At 70.8% G+C, this 17234-nt stretch carries 17 protein-coding genes; 10 read left to right on the top strand and 7 right to left on the bottom strand.

The window, feature by feature from the left end; all coding sequences use genetic code 11:
- Nucleotides 1–11: 11 nt before the first annotated feature.
- From GTY56_RS32020 to GTY56_RS32005, 4 genes are all read left to right on the top strand, one after another.
- On the top strand, nt 12–926 hold the full coding sequence (locus tag GTY56_RS32020) for a F0F1 ATP synthase subunit gamma (RefSeq protein WP_161368778.1): 915 nt from the start codon (nt 12–14) through the stop codon (nt 924–926).
- Between the two features lie 3 nt (nt 927–929).
- Nucleotides 930–2366, top strand: coding sequence for a F0F1 ATP synthase subunit beta (gene atpD, locus GTY56_RS32015; protein ID WP_161368777.1), 1437 nt, complete (start codon nt 930–932; stop codon nt 2364–2366).
- A 112-nt stretch (nt 2367–2478) separates the two neighbouring features.
- Nucleotides 2479–2856, top strand: coding sequence for a F0F1 ATP synthase subunit epsilon (locus GTY56_RS32010; protein WP_033312984.1), 378 nt, complete (start codon nt 2479–2481; stop codon nt 2854–2856).
- Nucleotides 2857–2987: 131 nt separating this feature from the next.
- A complete protein-coding gene (locus tag GTY56_RS32005) occupies nt 2988–3434 on the top strand; it encodes a DUF2550 domain-containing protein (protein WP_161368776.1) in 447 nt (148 codons plus the stop codon).
- 35 nt (nt 3435–3469) lie between these two features.
- Here GTY56_RS32005 and GTY56_RS32000 read toward each other — a convergent pair whose 3' ends face one another.
- From GTY56_RS32000 to GTY56_RS31990, 3 genes are all read right to left on the bottom strand, one after another.
- Complete coding sequence (locus GTY56_RS32000; protein WP_161368775.1) at nt 3470–5293, bottom strand: glycoside hydrolase family 18 chitinase; 1824 nt, start codon at nt 5291–5293, stop codon at nt 3470–3472.
- 124 nt (nt 5294–5417) lie between these two features.
- Complete coding sequence (locus GTY56_RS31995) at nt 5418–6059, bottom strand: response regulator (RefSeq protein WP_161368774.1); 642 nt, start codon at nt 6057–6059, stop codon at nt 5418–5420.
- Nucleotides 6056–7249 carry a sensor histidine kinase gene (locus GTY56_RS31990; protein ID WP_161368773.1) on the bottom strand — a complete coding sequence of 398 codons (1194 nt, stop codon included), beginning with the start codon at nt 7247–7249 and terminating at the stop codon, nt 6056–6058. The genes GTY56_RS31995 and GTY56_RS31990 overlap by 4 nt, the downstream gene beginning before the upstream one ends.
- 152 nt (nt 7250–7401) lie before the next feature.
- On the opposite strand from GTY56_RS31990, the gene GTY56_RS31985 reads away from it, so the two are divergent.
- Nucleotides 7402–7980: a hypothetical protein gene (locus tag GTY56_RS31985; RefSeq protein ID WP_161368772.1), complete on the top strand. Its 579-nt coding sequence runs from the start codon at nt 7402–7404 to the stop codon at nt 7978–7980.
- A gap of 67 nt (nt 7981–8047) precedes the next feature.
- Here the strand turns inward: GTY56_RS31985 and GTY56_RS31980 are convergent, their stop codons facing one another.
- Nucleotides 8048–8620, bottom strand: a complete 573-nt coding sequence (locus GTY56_RS31980) for a cob(I)yrinic acid a,c-diamide adenosyltransferase (RefSeq protein WP_161368771.1) — start codon at nt 8618–8620, stop codon at nt 8048–8050.
- A 279-nt stretch (nt 8621–8899) separates the two neighbouring features.
- Here GTY56_RS31980 and GTY56_RS31975 point away from each other — a divergent pair, with 279 nt between their 5' ends.
- The 3 genes from GTY56_RS31975 (at nt 8900) to GTY56_RS31965 (ending at nt 12996) form a co-directional block, all read left to right on the top strand.
- Complete coding sequence (locus GTY56_RS31975) at nt 8900–9748, top strand: 3-hydroxybutyryl-CoA dehydrogenase (RefSeq protein ID WP_161368770.1); 849 nt, start codon at nt 8900–8902, stop codon at nt 9746–9748.
- Nucleotides 9749–9898: 150 nt separating this feature from the next.
- Complete coding sequence (locus GTY56_RS31970; protein WP_003993003.1) at nt 9899–10222, top strand: STAS domain-containing protein; 324 nt, start codon at nt 9899–9901, stop codon at nt 10220–10222.
- Nucleotides 10223–10488: 266 nt separating this feature from the next.
- The gene (locus GTY56_RS31965; protein ID WP_161368769.1) at nt 10489–12996 is read left to right on the top strand and encodes an ATP-binding protein; all 2508 of its coding nucleotides are present in this window, start codon (nt 10489–10491) and stop codon (nt 12994–12996) included.
- 67 nt (nt 12997–13063) lie between these two features.
- Here GTY56_RS31965 and nucS read toward each other — a convergent pair whose 3' ends face one another.
- Nucleotides 13064–13735, bottom strand: coding sequence for an endonuclease NucS (nucS, locus tag GTY56_RS31960; protein ID WP_033312972.1), 672 nt, complete (start codon nt 13733–13735; stop codon nt 13064–13066).
- 252 nt (nt 13736–13987) lie between these two features.
- Between nucS and GTY56_RS31955 the strand changes: the two genes are divergently transcribed.
- A complete protein-coding gene (locus GTY56_RS31955; protein WP_053670566.1) occupies nt 13988–14380 on the top strand; it encodes an SCO5389 family protein in 393 nt (130 codons plus the stop codon).
- A gap of 84 nt (nt 14381–14464) precedes the next feature.
- On the opposite strand, the gene GTY56_RS31950 is transcribed toward GTY56_RS31955, so the two are convergent.
- Nucleotides 14465–15493, bottom strand: coding sequence for an LLM class flavin-dependent oxidoreductase (locus GTY56_RS31950; protein WP_161368768.1), 1029 nt, complete (start codon nt 15491–15493; stop codon nt 14465–14467).
- Between the two features lie 265 nt (nt 15494–15758).
- Between GTY56_RS31950 and GTY56_RS31945 the strand changes: the two genes are divergently transcribed.
- Complete coding sequence (locus GTY56_RS31945) at nt 15759–16091, top strand: Rv1322 family protein (RefSeq protein WP_033312970.1); 333 nt, start codon at nt 15759–15761, stop codon at nt 16089–16091.
- 192 nt (nt 16092–16283) lie between these two features.
- Here GTY56_RS31945 and GTY56_RS31940 read toward each other — a convergent pair whose 3' ends face one another.
- The gene (locus GTY56_RS31940) at nt 16284–17165 is read right to left on the bottom strand and encodes an ABC transporter permease (RefSeq protein ID WP_161368767.1); all 882 of its coding nucleotides are present in this window, start codon (nt 17163–17165) and stop codon (nt 16284–16286) included.
- Between the last annotated feature and the right edge of the window lie 69 nt (nt 17166–17234).

Raw genomic sequence — 17234 nt, 5'->3', positions numbered from 1 at the left:
GGACCTGACTCATGGGAGCCCAGCTCCGGGTCTACAAGCGTCGCATCCGATCCGTCACCGCGACCAAGAAGATCACCAAGGCGATGGAGATGATCGCCGCCTCGCGCGTCGTCAAGGCGCAGCGCAAGGTGGCGGCCTCCACCCCGTACGCGACCGAGCTCACCCGGGCGGTCACGGCGGTCGCCGGCGGATCCAACACCAAGCACCCGCTCACGACCGAGCCGGAGAACCCGACCCGTGCCGCGGTCCTGCTCCTCACGAGCGACCGCGGTCTGGCCGGCGCCTTCAACTCCAACGCCATCAAGGCCGCGGAGAAGCTCACGGCGAAGCTCGAGGCCGAGGGCAAGGAGGTCGTCAGCTACATCGTCGGCCGCCGCGGTGTCGCCCACTACAACTTCCGCGAGCGCAAGATCGCGGAGTCGTTCACGGGCTTCACCGACGAGCCGTCGTACGCGGACGCCAAGAAGGTCGCGGCCCCGCTGATCGAGGCGATCGAGACGGAGACGGCCGAGGGCGGCGTGGACGAGCTCCACATCGTCTACACCGAGTTCGTGTCGATGATGACGCAGACGGCGATCGAGGCGCGGTTGCTGCCGCTCAGCCTCGACGAGGTGGCGGCGGAGGCCAAGCCCAAGGGCGAGATCCTCCCGCTGTTCGACTTCGAGCCCTCGGCGGAGGACGTCCTCGACGCCCTGCTGCCGCGCTACGTCGAGAGCCGCATCTACAACGCGCTGCTCCAGTCGGCTGCCTCCAAGCACGCCGCCACGCGGCGCGCGATGAAGTCGGCCACCGACAACGCCGGAGAGCTCATCGAGACGCTCACCCGGCTTGCCAACCAGGCCCGCCAGGCCGAAATCACCCAGGAAATCAGCGAGATCGTCGGTGGCGCCAGTGCCCTGGCCGACGCGACCGCGGGGAGTGACTGACAAATGACCACCACTGTTGAGACGGCCACGGCGACGGGCCGCGTCGCGCGGGTCATCGGCCCGGTCGTCGACGTGGAGTTCCCCGTCGACGCGATGCCGGAGATCTACAACGCCCTTCACGTCGAGGTCGCCGACCCGGCGCTCGCAGGCGAGAAGAAGACGCTGACCCTGGAGGTCGCCCAGCACCTGGGTGACGGCCTGGTCCGCGCGATCTCCATGCAGCCCACCGACGGTCTGGTCCGCCAGGCCCCGGTGACCGACACGGGCGCGGGCATCACCGTCCCGGTCGGCGACTTCACCAAGGGCAAGGTGTTCAACACCCTCGGTGAGGTGCTGAACAGCGACGAGACCCACGAGGGCGAGCGCTGGTCCATCCACCGCAAGGCCCCCGCGTTCGACCAGCTCGAGTCGAAGACCGAGATGTTCGAGACGGGCCTGAAGGTCGTCGACCTGCTCACCCCGTACGTCAAGGGCGGCAAGATCGGTCTGTTCGGTGGTGCCGGTGTCGGCAAGACCGTGCTGATCCAGGAAATGATCATGCGTGTCGCCAACCTCCACGAGGGCGTCTCCGTCTTCGCGGGCGTCGGCGAGCGCACCCGTGAGGGCAACGACCTCATCGCGGAGATGGAGGAGTCCGGCGTTCTGGACAAGACCGCCCTGGTCTTCGGCCAGATGGACGAGCCCCCGGGCACCCGTCTGCGCGTGGCCCTGGCCGGCCTGACGATGGCGGAGTACTTCCGTGACGTCCAGAAGCAGGACGTGCTGTTCTTCATCGACAACATCTTCCGCTTCACCCAGGCCGGTTCCGAGGTGTCGACCCTGCTCGGCCGTATGCCCTCCGCGGTGGGCTACCAGCCGAACCTGGCCGACGAGATGGGCACCCTCCAGGAGCGCATCACCTCGACCCGTGGTCACTCGATCACCTCGATGCAGGCGATCTACGTCCCCGCGGACGACCTGACCGACCCGGCCCCGGCCACCACCTTCGCCCACCTCGACGCGACGACGGTTCTGTCCCGTCCGATCTCCGAGAAGGGCATCTACCCGGCCGTGGACCCGCTGGACTCGACGTCCCGCATCCTCGACCCGCGGTACATCTCGGCGGAGCACTACAACGCCGCGATGCGCGTGAAGAACATCCTGCAGAAGTACAAGGACCTCCAGGACATCATCGCGATCCTCGGTATCGACGAGCTCGGCGAGGAGGACAAGCTCGTCGTCCACCGTGCCCGTCGCGTGGAGCGCTTCCTGTCCCAGAACACCCACGCCGCCAAGCAGTTCACCGGCGTGGACGGTTCGGACGTGCCGCTGGACGAGTCGATCGCCGCGTTCAACGCGATCTGCGACGGCGAGTACGACCACTTCCCGGAGCAGGCGTTCTTCATGTGCGGTGGTCTTGAGGACCTCAAGAACAACGCCAAGGAGCTCGGCGTCTCCTGAGCCCCGTGCTCGTCGGAGGGGGCGGGGGTTCGTCCCGCCCCCTCTGTCACGCCTACTAGACTTGTAACCAACACCCGGCACCCCTGCCGGGTGGTGACCCGAGGAGCCACCCTTGGCTGCTGAGCTGCACGTCGCGCTGGTCGCGGCCGACCGTGAGGTCTGGTCCGGCCAGGCCACCCTGGTCGTCGCGCGCACCACGTCCGGCGACATCGGCGTCATGCCCGGTCACCAGCCGCTGCTCGGTGTGCTGGAGTCGGGCCCGGTGACCATCCGTACGAGTGAGGGCGGGACGGTCGTCGCCGCGGTCCACGGCGGATTCATCTCGTTCGCGGACGACAAGCTCTCGCTGCTGGCGGAAGTCGCGGAGCTGTCGGACGAGATCGACGTCCAGCGCGCGGAGCAGGAGCTCGAGCGCGCGAAGGCGGAGGACGACGCGGAGGCCCAGCGCCGCGCGGACGTCCGCCTGCGGGCTGCCACGGCGGCGCGCTGACCGGAGTCCGCCGTGTGATGACGTCACTCAGCCGCGGCTGGGTACCGGAGAGATCCGGACCCAGCCGCGGCTGAGGCGGATGTGGGTGATTTTTACGTTCCGTTACCTAGGAGACGAGGAGGTCGGTGTCGATGGTCCTCGCTCTGACTGTGTGCGGAATCGTGGTGGCCCTCGTGGTGGTGGGCCTGTTCGTCTTCGGCCTGCGCCGCCGGCTGATCCAGCGCTCGGGCGGCACCTTCGACGCCAGCCTGCGCTGGGACGCCCCGGCCGAGGGTGACGCCAACGGCAAGGGCTGGGCGTACGGGGTGGCCCGCTACAACGGCGACCGCGTCGAGTGGTACCGCGTCTTCTCGTACTCGCCGCGTCCGCGCCGCACCCTGGAGCGGTCCGCCATCGAGGTGGCAGGCCGCCGGGTGCCGGAGGGCGAGGAGGAGCTGGCGCTCCTCTCCGACCATGTGATCCTGGCCTGTGTGCACCGGGGCACCCGTCTGGAACTCGCGATGAGCGAAGACGCGCTGACCGGCTTTCTCGCGTGGCTGGAGGCAGCCCCGCCCGGTCAGCGCGTCAATGTCGCCTAGGGTCTGAAACCCTTCGAACTTCTCTGTGATCCGGCCTACTTCAGGCCGCTGTCGATGGCCGTCGCCAGCTCTCCGTTCGCGGTGTCTCCGCTGAACTCCCAGAAGAACGCGCCGCCGAGTCCCTGGTTCTTCGCCCAGGTCATCTTCCCGGCGATCGTGGCCGGAGTGTCGTACGACCACCAGTTGCTGCCGCAGTGCGCGTACGCCGTGCCGGCGATGGTGCCGGTGGCCGGGCAGGAGTTCTTCAGGACCTTGTAGTCCTCGATGCCCGCCTCGTACGTGCCCGGAGCCGCGCCGGTGGCCGATCCGCCCGGCGCGGACTGGGTGACGCCGGTCCAGCCGCGGCCGTAGAAGCCGATGCCGAGCAGGAGCTTTTTGGCCGGGACGCCCTTGGCCTTCAGCTTGGCGATCGCGTCGGCCGAGTTGAAGCCCGCCTGCGGGATCCCCGGGTAGGACGTGAGCGGGGAGTGCGGGGCGGTCGGGCCGTCCTTGTCGAACGCGCCGAAGTAGTCGTAGGTCATCACGTTGTACCAGTCGAGGTACTGGGCGGCGCCGCCGTAGTCGGCCGCGTCGATCTTGCCGCCGGAGGAGCCGTCGGCGGTGATGGCCGCGGTGACCAGGTAGTCCGGACCGAACTCGTTGCGCAGGGCCTGGGAGAGGTTCTTGAAGGCCGCCGGGCCCGAGGTGTCGCAGGTCAGGCCGCAGGCGTTCGGGTACTCCCAGTCGATGTCGATGCCGTCGAAGACGTCGGCCCAGCGCGGGTCCTCGACGACGGCCTTGCAGGACTTGGCGAACGCGGCCGCGTTCTGCGCCGCCTGGCCGAAGCCGCCCGAGTAGGTCCAGCCGCCGAAGGAGTACAGCACCTTGATGTGCGGGTACTTCGCCTTCAGCTGGCGCAGCTGGTTGAAGTTGCCGCGCAGCGGCTGGTCCCAGGTGTCGGCGGTGCCGCTGACGGACTGGTCGGCGGTGTAGGCCTTGTCGTAGGCGGCGTAGGTGTCGTCGACGGTGCACTGGCCGTTCTTGACATTGCCGAAGGCGTAGTTGATGTGGGTGATCTTCGAGGCCGTGCCCGAGGTCACCAGGTTCTTCACGTGGTAGTTGCGGCCGTAGACGCCCCACTCGGTGAAGTAGCCGAGCTTGACCTTGTCGCCGGTGGGCGGCTCGGTGGTGCCGCCGGTGGTGCGGACCCGGACGGCGCCGCTGACCGGGCCGGTCTGGTCGGCGGTGTCACGGGCCTGGACGGAGTAGGAGTAGTCGGTGCCTGCGGTGAGGCCGGTGTTGGTGTACGAGGTGCCCGTCACGGTGGCGACCTTGCCGCCGTCGCGCAGGACGTCGTAGTTCTTGACGCCCTTGTCGTCGGTGGCGGCGGACCAGGACAGCTTCACCGAGGTGTTGGTGATGTCCGAGGCGGTCGGGGTGCCGGGGGCGCTGGGCGCGCTGTCGCCGGGTTCCGTGGTGCCGCCGTCGCAGCTGCCGCCGTTGAGCTTGCAGTTCGTGGGGGAGCCGGAGCCGCTGCCGTTGAAGCCGAAGGTGACGGAGGCGCCGGGGGCGAGGGTGCCGTTCCAGGACTTGTTCTTCGCGGTCCAGTGGGTGCCGGAGGAGGTGACGTCGGCGTCCCAGGCGGAGGTGACGGACGTACCGGAGGGGAAGTCCCACTCGACGGTCCAGGAACTGAGGGCCGTGGTGCCGGTGTTCTTCACCGTCCACCTGCCCTCGAAGCCGGAGCCCCAGTCCTGGGTCTTGGCGTAGGAAGCGGTGGCGGACGTCGCGGCCTGGGCCGGGCTCGCCAGGCCGACGAGGCCGGCCAGCGGGAGCAACAGCGTCGCGAACCCTGCCGCGGCTCTGTGTCTGAAGCGCATGCTGCGCCTCCTTGATGGAGTTGTGGGGGCGTGACTGAGCCTCACGCCCACTATTGGTGCGGTGAGAATAGAAAGGTCTGGACCACCGGTCAATAGGTCTGGACCACCAGCACTGAAACGCGATTCAGACACCCAACTCCTGGGCCAGCACGGCCGCTTGCACCCGGCTGCGCAGCTCCAGCTTCCCCAGCAGCCTGCTGACGTGGGTCTTCACGGTCGCCTCGGCCATGTCGAGCCGCTCCGCGATGCCCGCGTTGGACAGCCCCTCGCCGAGGCAGGACAGCACCTCGCGCTCCCGCCGGGTCAGCTGTTCGAGCACCGCCGGATCGGCCGCGGGCTCCCGGGCGGGCTTCGCGGCGAACTCCGCGATCAGCCGCCGCGTGACCGCCGGCGCGATCAGCCCCTCTCCGCGCGCGAGCGTCCGCACCGCCTCCAGCAGCTCCCTCGCCTCGGTGTTCTTCAGCAGGAAGCCGGATGCGCCCGCCCGCAGCGCCCCGAAGACGTACTCGTCGAGGTCGAAGGTGGTCAGCACCAGCACGTCGGCGAGCCGCTCCGCGACGACCTGACGGGTGGCCGACACCCCGTCCAGACGCGGCATCTGAACGTCCATCAGCACCAGGTCCGGCCGCAGCTCGCGGGCCAGCGCCACCGCCTGCTCGCCGTCCGCCGCCTCGCCCACCACCTCGATGTCGGGCGCGCTGCCCAGAATGAGGACCAGGCCGGCGCGGACGGCGGACTGGTCCTCGGCGACCAGGACGCGGATCATGCGGTGTCTCCTTCGGGGCTGTGGCTGACGGGGAGGGTGGCGCGTACCACCCAGACCTTGCCCCCGGGCGAGTCCTCGGGGGCGGCTTCGAACGTGCCGTCCAGCAGGGCCACGCGTTCCCTCATACCGACCAGACCCGCGCCGGAACCGGGGGCGCGCGGGGCGTCCCGGTCCCCGTAGGGGCTGGTCACGCTGACGACGAGGGAGCCGTCCCGCCGGGCGAGGGACACGGTGACCCGGCCCGGGGCGGCGTGCTTGAGCGCGTTGGTCAGTGACTCCTGCACGATGCGGTAGGCGGCGAGCTCGACGGGGGCGGGCACCTCGCTCCGGTCGGCGTCGAGGGTGACGTCGAGGCCGTTGGTGCGGGCGCCGTCCACCAGCGCACCGAGACCGTCGAGCGTGGGTGCGGCGGACGGTTCCACGTCGCCGCTGCTGTCGCGCAGGATGCCGATCAGCCGCCGCATCTCGGCGAGCCCCTCCACGCTGTTCTCGCGGATGACCACGAGCGCATCCTGAGAGGTCCTCGGGTCGTCGAGGGACAGTGCGGCGGTGGAGTGGATGGCGATCGCGGACAGGTGGTTGGCGACCATGTCGTGCAGTTCGCGGGCCATCCGGGCACGTTCGGCGGTGACCGCCTGGGTGCGGTCCATCTCGGCGAGCAGCGCGGTCTGTTCGGCGCGCAGCCGGGCCGCCTCGGCCGCGTCACGGTGGTTGCGGACGATCAGACCCGTGGCGGCGGGGCCGAAGGACACGAGCCCGGTGACCACGCCGATCAGCAGCGCCTCGGGCTCGCGCCAGACCGCGAACGGCACCACCGCCCCGGCCACCGAGAGCAGCCCGGTGATGCGCGGGATGCGGTGCGCCGACGCGGGCGGGCCGTACAGGACGGCCGCGTACATCAGATCGGTGTACATCAGGATCGTGACGAGGTTGCCCTGGGTGACGGTGTCCAGGACGATCGCGGGCGTGCCGATCAGCAGGGCGGTACGCGGGGCGGCCCGGCGCAGCAGCTCGCAGCCCGCCATGACGAAGAGCGGCAGCAGCACCGGCCAGCGCCCGGGCAGGAGCACGTATGCCTCGGTGTGCGGCCGGGTGGCCAGGCCGACGCCCCACAGCAGCAGCCCGCCGAGCAGGCCGGCCAGCGCGACGTGCACGTCGAAACGGCGGGGACGGGGGAGTCGTACGGCCATGTCACCATCCAACACGGCCGTCGCGCCCCGCGCGTGATCCCCGCGGAGGGTCCGCGGCTGCATCCTTCGATGTACTGCGGTTTCGTCAGTCGCGACGACGATTCCGGGCACGCCGCACGGGAGCCTGAAAAGGTGACCGAGAGGAGCGAACCGTGATCGTCGCCTTGATCGCCGCCTGCGAGGTCGGCTTCTGGGTGCTGCTGGCCGCCGGACTGGCCACCCGCTACCTGCTGAAGATGCCGCGCACCGGCCTGGCACTGCTGTTGTGCGAGCCGCTGCTGGAGGTCGTCCTGCTGGTCGCCACCGCGCTGGACCTGAAGAACGGCGCCGAGCCGAACTGGACGCACGGCCTGGCCGCGCTGTACATCGGCTACACCGTCGGGCACGGCCACCGCACGGTGAAGTGGCTGGACGGCCACGCCGCGCACCGGCTGGGCGGCGCCCCGAAGCCGATCGGCCCTCCCCGCTACGGCATGGCCCGGGCGCGCCACGAGGGCAAGGTCTGGATGGGGACCCTCACGGCGGCCGCCGTCGCGACCGTGCTGCTCCAGCTGGCGATCTGGTACGTGGACGACGCGAGCCGCGTGACCTCCCTGGAGAGCTGGCGCTATGTGGCCTGGCGTGCCGCCGGGATCCACGGGCTGGTCGCGCTGAGCTATGCGATCTGGCCGCGGAAGGCTCCGGCGGGGGAGGCCGAGCGGCAGCTCGACAAGGAGAGGGTGCGACGGTAGGCCGGTTCCCCGGCGGCCGGTGCGCCGTGGCTCGTCGCGCAGGTCTTCGCGCCCCTCGCGGGGCGCTTCAGCGCTCCCCGCCCGGCACCCACAGCACGTCTCCGACCTGCTTGTTCGCCGTCCTCGCGAGGATGAACAGCAGGTCGGAGAGGCGGTTGAGGTAGGTCGCCGTCAGGGGGTTCATCACCTCGGCGTGCACCTCCAGCGCCGCCCACGTGGAGCGTTCCGCCCGGCGTACGACCGTGCAGGCCTGGTGGAGCAGGGCCGCGCCCGGGGTGCCGCCGGGAAGGATGAAGGAGCGGAGCTTTTCCAGCTGTTCGTTGAAGCGGTCGCAGTCCGCCTCCAGCTTGTCGATGTAGAACTGCTCGACCCGCAGCGGCGGGAACTCCGGGTTCTCCACCACCGGCGTCGACAGGTCCGCGCCCACGTCGAACAGGTCGTTCTGGACGCGGGTGAGGACCTTGACGACCTCCTCGTCCAGGCCGCCCAGCGCGATCGCCGTGCCGATCACCGCGTTCGCCTCGTTGGCGTCGGCGTAAGCGGAGATCCGCAGATCGGTCTTGGCGACCCGGCTCATGTCGCCGAGGGCGGTGGTGCCCTGATCGCCGGTCCTGGTGTAGATGCGCGTCAGATTGACCATGTGGCCAATCTAGACGTTGGTGTCATGGGCCCACCTCCTCACCTGCGCGGGCGAACCGGACCACGGCCTGTAGGCACCCGGGGCGCAGGGCGTCGGGGCCTCGGCGCAGGCCGGTCCGTGAAGCGCCAACCGGCGCAAAAAGCAAGGAAATGTGAGACGTGACAGGGGTCTCACTCCATGAGACGTGAAACGCGTTACTAAGTCAGGCGCGTGCCGCCTCACGAACGCTAGTGTCCGCCGGAGAGGCAGACATGAACAGCGCGTCAGGGGAGTCGCACAGTGGCAGGGAAGCTCGCCGTCATCGGGGCCGGCCTCATGGGAGCCGGTATCGCCCAGGTCTCCGCTCAGGCGGGCTGGGAGGTGGTCCTGCGTGACGTCACCGACGAGGCGCTGACCCGCGGCACCGACGGCATCAAGGCGTCGTACGACAAGTTCGTCGCCAAGGGCAAGCTGGAGGCGCACGACGCCGACGCGGCCCTGGCCCGCATCACCGCGACCACCGACCTGGACGCCGCGGCCGACGCGGACGTGGTCGTCGAGGCCGTGTTCGAGAAGCTCGAGGTCAAGCACGAGATCTTCCGCGCGCTCGACAAGATCGTGAAGGACGAGGCGATCCTCGCCTCCAACACCTCCGCCATCCCGATCACCAAGATCGCGGCGGCCACGGAGCGCCCGGAGCGGGTCGTAGGCACGCACTTCTTCTCGCCGGTGCCGATGATGCAGCTGTGCGAACTCGTCCGCGGCTACAAGACCAGCGACGAAACCCTCGCCACGGCCCGGCGGTTCGCCGAGTCGGTCGGCAAGACCTGCATCGTCGTCAACCGCGACGTCGCCGGCTTCGTGACGACCCGTCTCATCTGCGCCCTGGTCGTCGAGGCCGCGAAACTCCAGGAGTCGGGCGTGGCCAGCGCCGAGGACATCGACCTGGCCTGCAAGCTGGGCTTCGGCCACGCCATGGGCCCGCTGGCGACGGCGGACCTGACCGGCGTCGACATCCTGCTGCACGCCACGAACAACATCTACACCGAGTCCCAGGACGAGAAGTTCGCAGCCCCCGAGTCGATGCGCCGGATGGTTGACGCCGGTGACATCGGACGCAAGAGCGGGCAGGGCTTCTACAAGCACTGAAACCGCACATGCCCCAGGCTCATCACACGCCCGGGTGAATTCGGTATCGGTTCGCTTACAAGAAGCAACCTCTGACTCCTCCACACAGTCAGAGGTTGCATCACCCACATCCAGAACGCGGAGCACGATTCGCACGCACGGGGAGCGCATATGCACATCAGGGGCGACCACGCCGAGCTGGTCGTCGGGGGCCGCCTCGACGTCCGGAGCGCGGCGGACGCCCGAACGGTCCTGCACTCGGCCGTCGACGACGGAGTCGGCGATCTGGTGCTCGACCTGTCCGAACTGGACTCCTGGGACGCCACCGGACTCGGCGTGATCATGGGAGCTCACCGGCGGGCCGGCCGCTGTGGCCGGCGCCTGGTGCTGCGCGGCGTACCGCCGCAGATGCAGCGTCTGCTGGTGGCCACCCGCCTGCACCGGATCCTGGCGATCGAGGGGGGCATCGGGGTGGAGACGCTTCCCCGGGTGTGACGCCTCGTACGGGTGTGAGCCGGGCGGCCGGGGAGACCCGGACGCACGTCGTCGCATCGTGCGACGCGCACAATCCTCACGAGACCGTGACGTTATGGACGGCGCGGTACCCCGGACTGTCGTAGATACTGTGCGAAGGTTTAGGGTTCGGCTGCCCGCTGCCTTGAAACCCTTCGGCGGGACCGGACCAGAAGCGACAGCGCGGTGTGCAGCAAGGCCGGGAGGGGCTTTTCCGAGCACACACACGCTTTTGGGGGGCTTGACCTATGGATCCTGACAACCGGGGACCCGAGGAGTACGGCCACGAAGGTGACGGCCCCGCGCCGCGCCAGCGCCCTCCCAGGGAATCCCTCACACCGGACTTCGCGCAGCACGCGCCGGCGCTCGCGCGCACGGTGCAGCTCGTCTCCGGCGACTTCCTGCTGACCGTCAACCCCGTCGACGGCAGCGAGATAGAGGCCTGCCCGCCCACCGAACGACCCGCCCGGCCCGTGAAGCTCACCACGGCCGAGCGCGCCGAGGCCGAGCGCGCCGCCCGCCCGCCCGTCCCGCCCGGGCCCGCGCTGCCCGCCCTGCCGCTGCTGGCCCGCCAGGACGAGCGCGAGCGCCTGGTGCGCCTGCTCGCCCGCGGCCGCTCCACCCGCCTCACCGGCGCGGCCGGCTCCGGCCGCACCCGCCTCCTCGACCTCGTCGCCGAGGACTGCTCCGACCTCGCCCCCGACGGCGTCGTCCGCCTCAACGGCTTCGGACGCACCGCCGACGACCTGCTGTACGACCTGTTCCACGCCGTCTACAGCGCCCCCCTGCACCGCCCGGACCGGGACGAACTGCTCACCTACGTCCGTGAGATCGGCGCGGTCGTCGTCCTCGACGACCTGGAGTTCGGCGGCGCCGCGCTCGACGAACTGCTGGAGGCGACCCCCGAGTGCGCCTTCCTGCTCGGCGCCACCCCTGACGTGCCGGCCCCCTCCGCCGACGCCGGCGTCGAGGAGGTCCTCCTCGGCGGGCTGGAGCGCGCGGCCGGGCTCGATCTGCTGGAGCACGCCGTCGGCCGGACCCTCACCGAGGACGAGTCCAACTGGGCGGGCGACCTCTGGTTCGAGTCCGAGGGCCTGCCGCTGCGCTTCGTCCAGGCCGGCGCCCTGCTGCGGCAGCGCGACCGGCTGCGCGCCGGTGCCGGCGCCGTCGACGAGTTCGGCGTCTTCGAGGACGTCCCCCCGGCCGACCCCGCCGACGCCTACGACCTCGGTGACGACGTGCCGCTGCCGGCGCTCGGTGAGGCCGCCGCGCCCGCGCCGCTGCTCGCCTCCCGGCTGAGCGCCTCCGCCCGCGCCACCCTGCGGTTCGCCGTCGCCCTGGGCGGCGAGGTCCCGCACCAGGCGCATCTGCCCGCCCTGGTCGGCGACACCCACGCGGACGCCGCACTCGGCGAACTGGCCGCCTGCGGCCTGGTCTCCCCGGTCGGCTCCCGCTACCGCCTCGCAGCCGGCGTACCGGCCCAGCTGGAGGCCGCCGGGTACGGCGACGAGGCCGAGGCCGGGGCCCGCAGCGCCGCCCAGCACTACTCCTGGTGGGCCGGGCACCCCTCGGTCACCCCGGAGCGCGTGTGCGCCGAGGCCGACGTGATCCTCGCCGCCCTGGCCCTCCTCGGACCGGCCACCCGCCCGCCCGCCGAGGACGAGGAGAGCGCGGCCGTCCACCTGGCCCGCACCGCCGCCCCGGCGTTCGCCGCCGGACTGCACTGGAGCGCCTGGGAGCGGGCCCTGCGGGCCGGCGCCGAGGCCGCCCGCCTCGCCGGGGACGTCGGCGAAGAGGCCTACTTCCACCACGAGCTCGGTGTCCTCGCCCTGTGCGGGGGACAGCTCGACCGGGCCCGTGCCGAGCTGGAGGCCTCCATCGGCCTGCGCGGCGCCCTCGCCGACAAGCGCGGGACCGTCGCCGGCCGCCGTGCCCTCGCCCTGGTCGCCGACCGCTCGGGCACGCCGATCGGGCTCGGGCCGACCGCGGGGGAGGAGGTGCCCGACGCCCGGGACGAGGAGTCGGCGTCGCCGCCCGGTGGTGTTCCGGCGGCCTTCCCGACGCTCCAGAAGCCGCCCTCCCCGGCCCTGGTCACCCACCGCAGCTCGCCCGCGCCCTCGCGCAAGGCGCGCGGCGGCCTCAAGGGCCTGGCCCGGCGCAACCTCGTGGCCGCCGGTGCCGGTGCCCTGCTCGTCGCGGTCCTGGGCACGGTGGTGACGCTCGGCGCCACCTCCGACAAGGATCAGAACCCGCCGTCCGACCAGGTCGGCGTCAACCCGTCCGCCAGCCAGGGCATCAACGACGGCAGCCTCGGCGCCGACCGGCCGGCGAACGACAGCGACGGCGACAACGGCGAAGCGGCCCCCCGCCCGACGGACCCGGGACCCGACGGCACGCCCGGCACGTCGGACGACCCGACACCGTCGGACTCCCCGAGCGGTTCGCAGGACCCGAGCGACTCCGCGTCGCCGTCGAAGCCGCCGTCGTCCTCGAAGCCGCCGACGACGTCCAAGCCGCCGACGACGTCCAAGCCCCCCACGACGTCCAAGCCGCCGACGTCGAAGCCGCCGACGTCCGAGCCGCCGACCTCGCAACCGCCCACCTCCGTGCCGCCCACCTCGGAGCCGCCCACGACCAGCCCCCCCACCTCCGACTCGGCCAGCGGCCCGGCGCCCAGCGCTCCCACGAGCACCACCGCCAGCGCGTCGGAGAGCACCACGGGCACGCCGAGCGGCGGCTCGGAGACGGTGATCTGACACCCGAGCACACGGCAGGGCCGGGTCCGTTTCGCGGACCCGGCCCTGTTCGTCGTCGTAGGGGCCGTCAGAACAGCCGCAGCTTGTCGTCCTCGATGCCCCGCAGCGCGTCGTAGTCGAGGACCTGGCAGCCGATGCCGCGGTCAGTGGCGAGGACGCGGGCCTGGGGCTTGATCTCCTGGGCCGCGAAGACACCGCGCACCGGGGCGAGATGGGGATCGCGGTTCAACAGCTCCAGATAGCGCGTGAGCTGCTCCACGCCGTCGATCTCACCGCGTCGCTTGATCTCCACCGCGACGGTCTTGCCGTCGGCGTCCCGGCACAGGATGTCGACCGGCCCGATGGCCGTCGGGTACTCGCGGCGGATCAGCGTGTAGCCCTCGCCGAGTGTCTCGATGCGGTCGGCGAGCAGCTCCTGGAGGTGCGCTTCCACGCCGTCCTTGATCAGGCCGGGATCGACGCCCAGTTCGTGCGACGAGTCGTGGAGGACTTCCTCCATCGTGATGATGAGCTTCTCGCCCGCCTTGTTGACGACGGTCCAGACGCCCTCTTCCTCGCCGGTGCCCTCCTTCAGGGTGCAGGGCGGCGACATCCAGTTCAGGGGCTTGTAGGCCCGGTCGTCGGCGTGGATCGAGACGCTGCCGTCCGCCTTCACCAGGATCAGGCGCGGGGCCGAGGGAAGGTGGGCGGTGAGCCGCCCGGCGTAGTCCACGGAGCAGCGGGCAATGACGAGACGCATGGTCGGCAACGCTACTCGACGGGCACCTGTCCACGCGATTCGCCCTGGAAAACACGTGTTCAGTAATGGCCGATTGTGTGCACGGTGTGCTCAGCGGGAGTGTCTCATCTGCGCATTTTCCTGGTGCCGTCACCGCGCGTTGCTTACCGTATGAACGGGAGGTCGCGAGGCGTGTACGCAGCGTGTCCGTATTGCGGACTTCCCCTATCTGTCCGGCAACCCCTGCTCACCGGGGGTGCGAGAGGAGAACTCATGTCGCTCGACGTCTCACCGGCCCTACTCGAACAGGCCGAGCGAGGCGAGGTCGACGAAGCGGAATTCGTCGACTGCGTCCGGATCTCCCTGCCTTACGCGTGGGAGATGATCAGCTCACTGGTGGCCCAGCTGAAGGTGGACGGCGGTGCGTTCGCCGACAACCAGACGCCCCCGCCGGACGAGCAGGCACGCGGCCAGCTGCTGCGTGCGCTTGCGAGTGACGCGATACGCGGCGCGCTGCAACGGCACTTCGGTGTGCGGCTGGCTTTCCAGAACTGCCACCGGGTGGCCGTGTTCCCGCTTGACTCCTCGGTCGACGAGAAGCTGGACCGCTTCACCTCGGTCCGCAGTCAGGTGCTGAACCAGTCACCCGAGTTCAGGGACTGCTGACGCGGCGCCGCTTGCTTGCCGCTCCGTACGCGGGAGGTGCAGTTCTGTACCGGAGCGGCAAGCCCCCAGGAACCCACCGCGCTCTCAGACGAGTTGAGGGAGCACCTCGGCGCCCAGCCGCCGCACGTTCTCCTCGGTCGCCGCCAGGTCCCCGGAACCCTCGACGAGCAGCGCGAAGCGGGAGATACCCGTCCGCTCGCTGGTCGCCGCGAGCCGGTCCGCGCACAGCCGCGGGGTGCCCACCGGGTGCAGCCCGCAGAGCAGTTCGGTGTACGCCAGCGGGTCGCGCATCCGGCGTGTGCGCCCGTCGACCGTGACATGGGCCTCCAGGCCCTGCTTCAGCCAGCCCGGCATCGCCTTCATCAGCGTCTCCGCCGCGTCGACCCGCCGGTCCGCGATCTGGCAGACGCCGGCCGACACATGGGACGCGCTCCGGATCTCCTCCGGCGACCGGCCGCTGGCCCGCGCGTGCTGCCGCCACAGCGCAACCATCTCGGCCTTCTCCTCGTCCCCCACGTGCATCCCGAGCAGCATCGAAAGACCCCGCTCGGCCGCCAGCCGCACACTCGACGGCGAGGTGCAGGCGACGACCAGCTCGGGCCCCGCGGCCTCCGTCAGCGCCTCCGACGGCCGGGGCACCACCGGGACTTCACGAAAGCGGAAGCGCTCCCCGTCGGCTGCCACGGACGATTCGCGCAGCCACCGCACCAGCAGTTCCAGGGACTCCGGGAACCCCTTCTCGTACGCCTCCAGGCCCGCGCCGAACACCTCCAGGTCGACCCACGGGCCGCCGCGCCCGACACCGAGCGTGAAACGGCCGCCGCTCGTGTGGTGCAGCAGCGCGGCCTGTTCGCCGAGGGCCACGGGGTGGACGGTGGGCAGCACACTGACCGCCGTGCCCACCCGGATGCGGCGGGTGCGGCCCAGCAGTAAGGCGGCCAGGGTGATGGCCGACGGGCACGTGCCGTACGGCACGAAGTGGTGTTCGGCCAGCCAGACCGCGTCGAGCCCGGCCTCCTCGGCCACCTCGGCCGAGCGGACCGCGCGGTGCAGCGCCTCTCCCTCGCCCTGACCGGGGAACTGGGCCGCCAACACGAAACTTCCAACGCGCATTGCTTTCCTGCTTCCTTGGCTCCGACACGGAGCTCCCCCACAGCGCATAACCGTCTGACACGTGCCGAGGACACGGCCGGGCGGAGTATTTTGCGGATTGTCTGCAGAATGGGGCGCTCCGCCGGGAGGCCGGGGGAGAGGACCCGGGCCGCGTCCGCCGCGCCCGCGAGGACTTGTGGCGTATTGGTGCCGTACGCGTACCCCGGTGCGCGCCGCGTAGGCTGGATGCGGCCCGTGCTTCCTGTATAGCTCCGAGAGGTGTCCTGTGTCCCCGCGTCGCAACCGACCCAAGGGCGCCGCTTCGTCCGGCCGGAGCGCCGAGGACGACCGCCCCGGCCGCTACGGAGGCTGGCAGTCCTCGGAGAACTGGCAGGGCGAGAACTGGAGCGTGCGGCACGTGGCCGGTGCGAGCGCGCAGGGCAAGTCCTACCGCTGCCCCGGCTGCGACCAGATGATCCCGGACGGCGTGCCGCACGTGGTGGCCTGGGCCGAGCACACGGGCGTCGACGACCGCAGACACTGGCACAAGGCCTGCTGGAACGCGCGGGACCGCCGCACCCCGGGGGTGCAGCGGTCCCGTAACGCGCCGAAGTTCTGAGCGGACCAGGGCCTGCCGTTTGGCTCAGGTCGCAGACGCGGGGCCTGGCACGCGCATCTGCGGCGTTGTCGTCAGTCGTCGACGCTCCGCGTCGACTCCTTCCTCCGCCTTGCAGCTGCACGCACCAGGCCCCGCTCAACGGCATCGAGAAGCACCGCCGATTTCCCTGCGACCTGAGCCAAACGACAGGCCCTAGACGTCCCGCTTCTCCAGCAGCGCGAAGGCGCCGGCGAACGCGACGGCCGTGGCGCCGAGGATGATCCACAGCGGGTCCCAGCCGGACGGGCCGGACTGGCTGAGGGAGTTGGCGTAGAAGACGCTGAGCTGGTTCGGGATCGAGTACTCGAACAGGGCGTCGCGCACGCCCTGCAACGACTCCGAGTACATGAACAGCGCGATCACCAGCGGGGCCAGCACGGCGCCGATCATGATCGTGATGGCACCGGCCGAGTGCCTGATCATCGAGCCGACGAGGAGCGAGAGCAGGCCCAGCAGCGCGATGTAGAGCGAGATGCCGACCGTTCCCTTCAGCCACTCGCCCGCGGAGGGCGACTTGGTGCCGTCGCCCTCCAGCATCGCCACGTGCAGGAAGGCGACGAGGGACGCGGACACCAGCGTCACGACGAACGCGGTCAGGAAGAACACCACGGCCTTCGCCGCCAGCACCCTGCCCCGGCTCGGGCACGCGACCATCGTGGTGCGGATCATGCCGGTGCCGTACTCCGAGGCCGTGGTCAGCACGCCGAGCGTGATGATGCACATGCTGCCGAGGAGCAGCCCGAAGAAGCCCAGGCCGAGAGGGCTCTCGCCGTCCAGGGCCGGGTCGGAGTTGGCCACCACCGCGCCGGTCAGCGTGCCGATGCCGATGACGAGCAGGACGAACACACCGAGCGTCCACATGGTGGAGCGCACCGACCTGATCTTCGTCCACTCCGAGGCGATGGCGTTGCCCAGGTGCGTGGGCACGACCGGGATGGGCGAGGTGTAACCGGGGTCGCCGGCGTACGGGGCGGAACCGGGCGCCGCCTGCCAGGCGGGCGCGGCCTGCGGCATCTGGGACTGGGGGCTGCTCATCGGGCGTCCTCGGGCTTGGTCAGGTCGGAGGTCGGGGCGGCGGCGGCCGCCGGCGGCGCTGCCGGAGCG

This window comes from Streptomyces sp. SID5643 (assembly GCF_009872555.1).
Classification (GTDB): Bacteria; Actinomycetota; Actinomycetes; order Streptomycetales; family Streptomycetaceae; genus Streptomyces; species Streptomyces iakyrus.
This window is presented reverse-complemented; position numbering and strand designations above follow the sequence as displayed.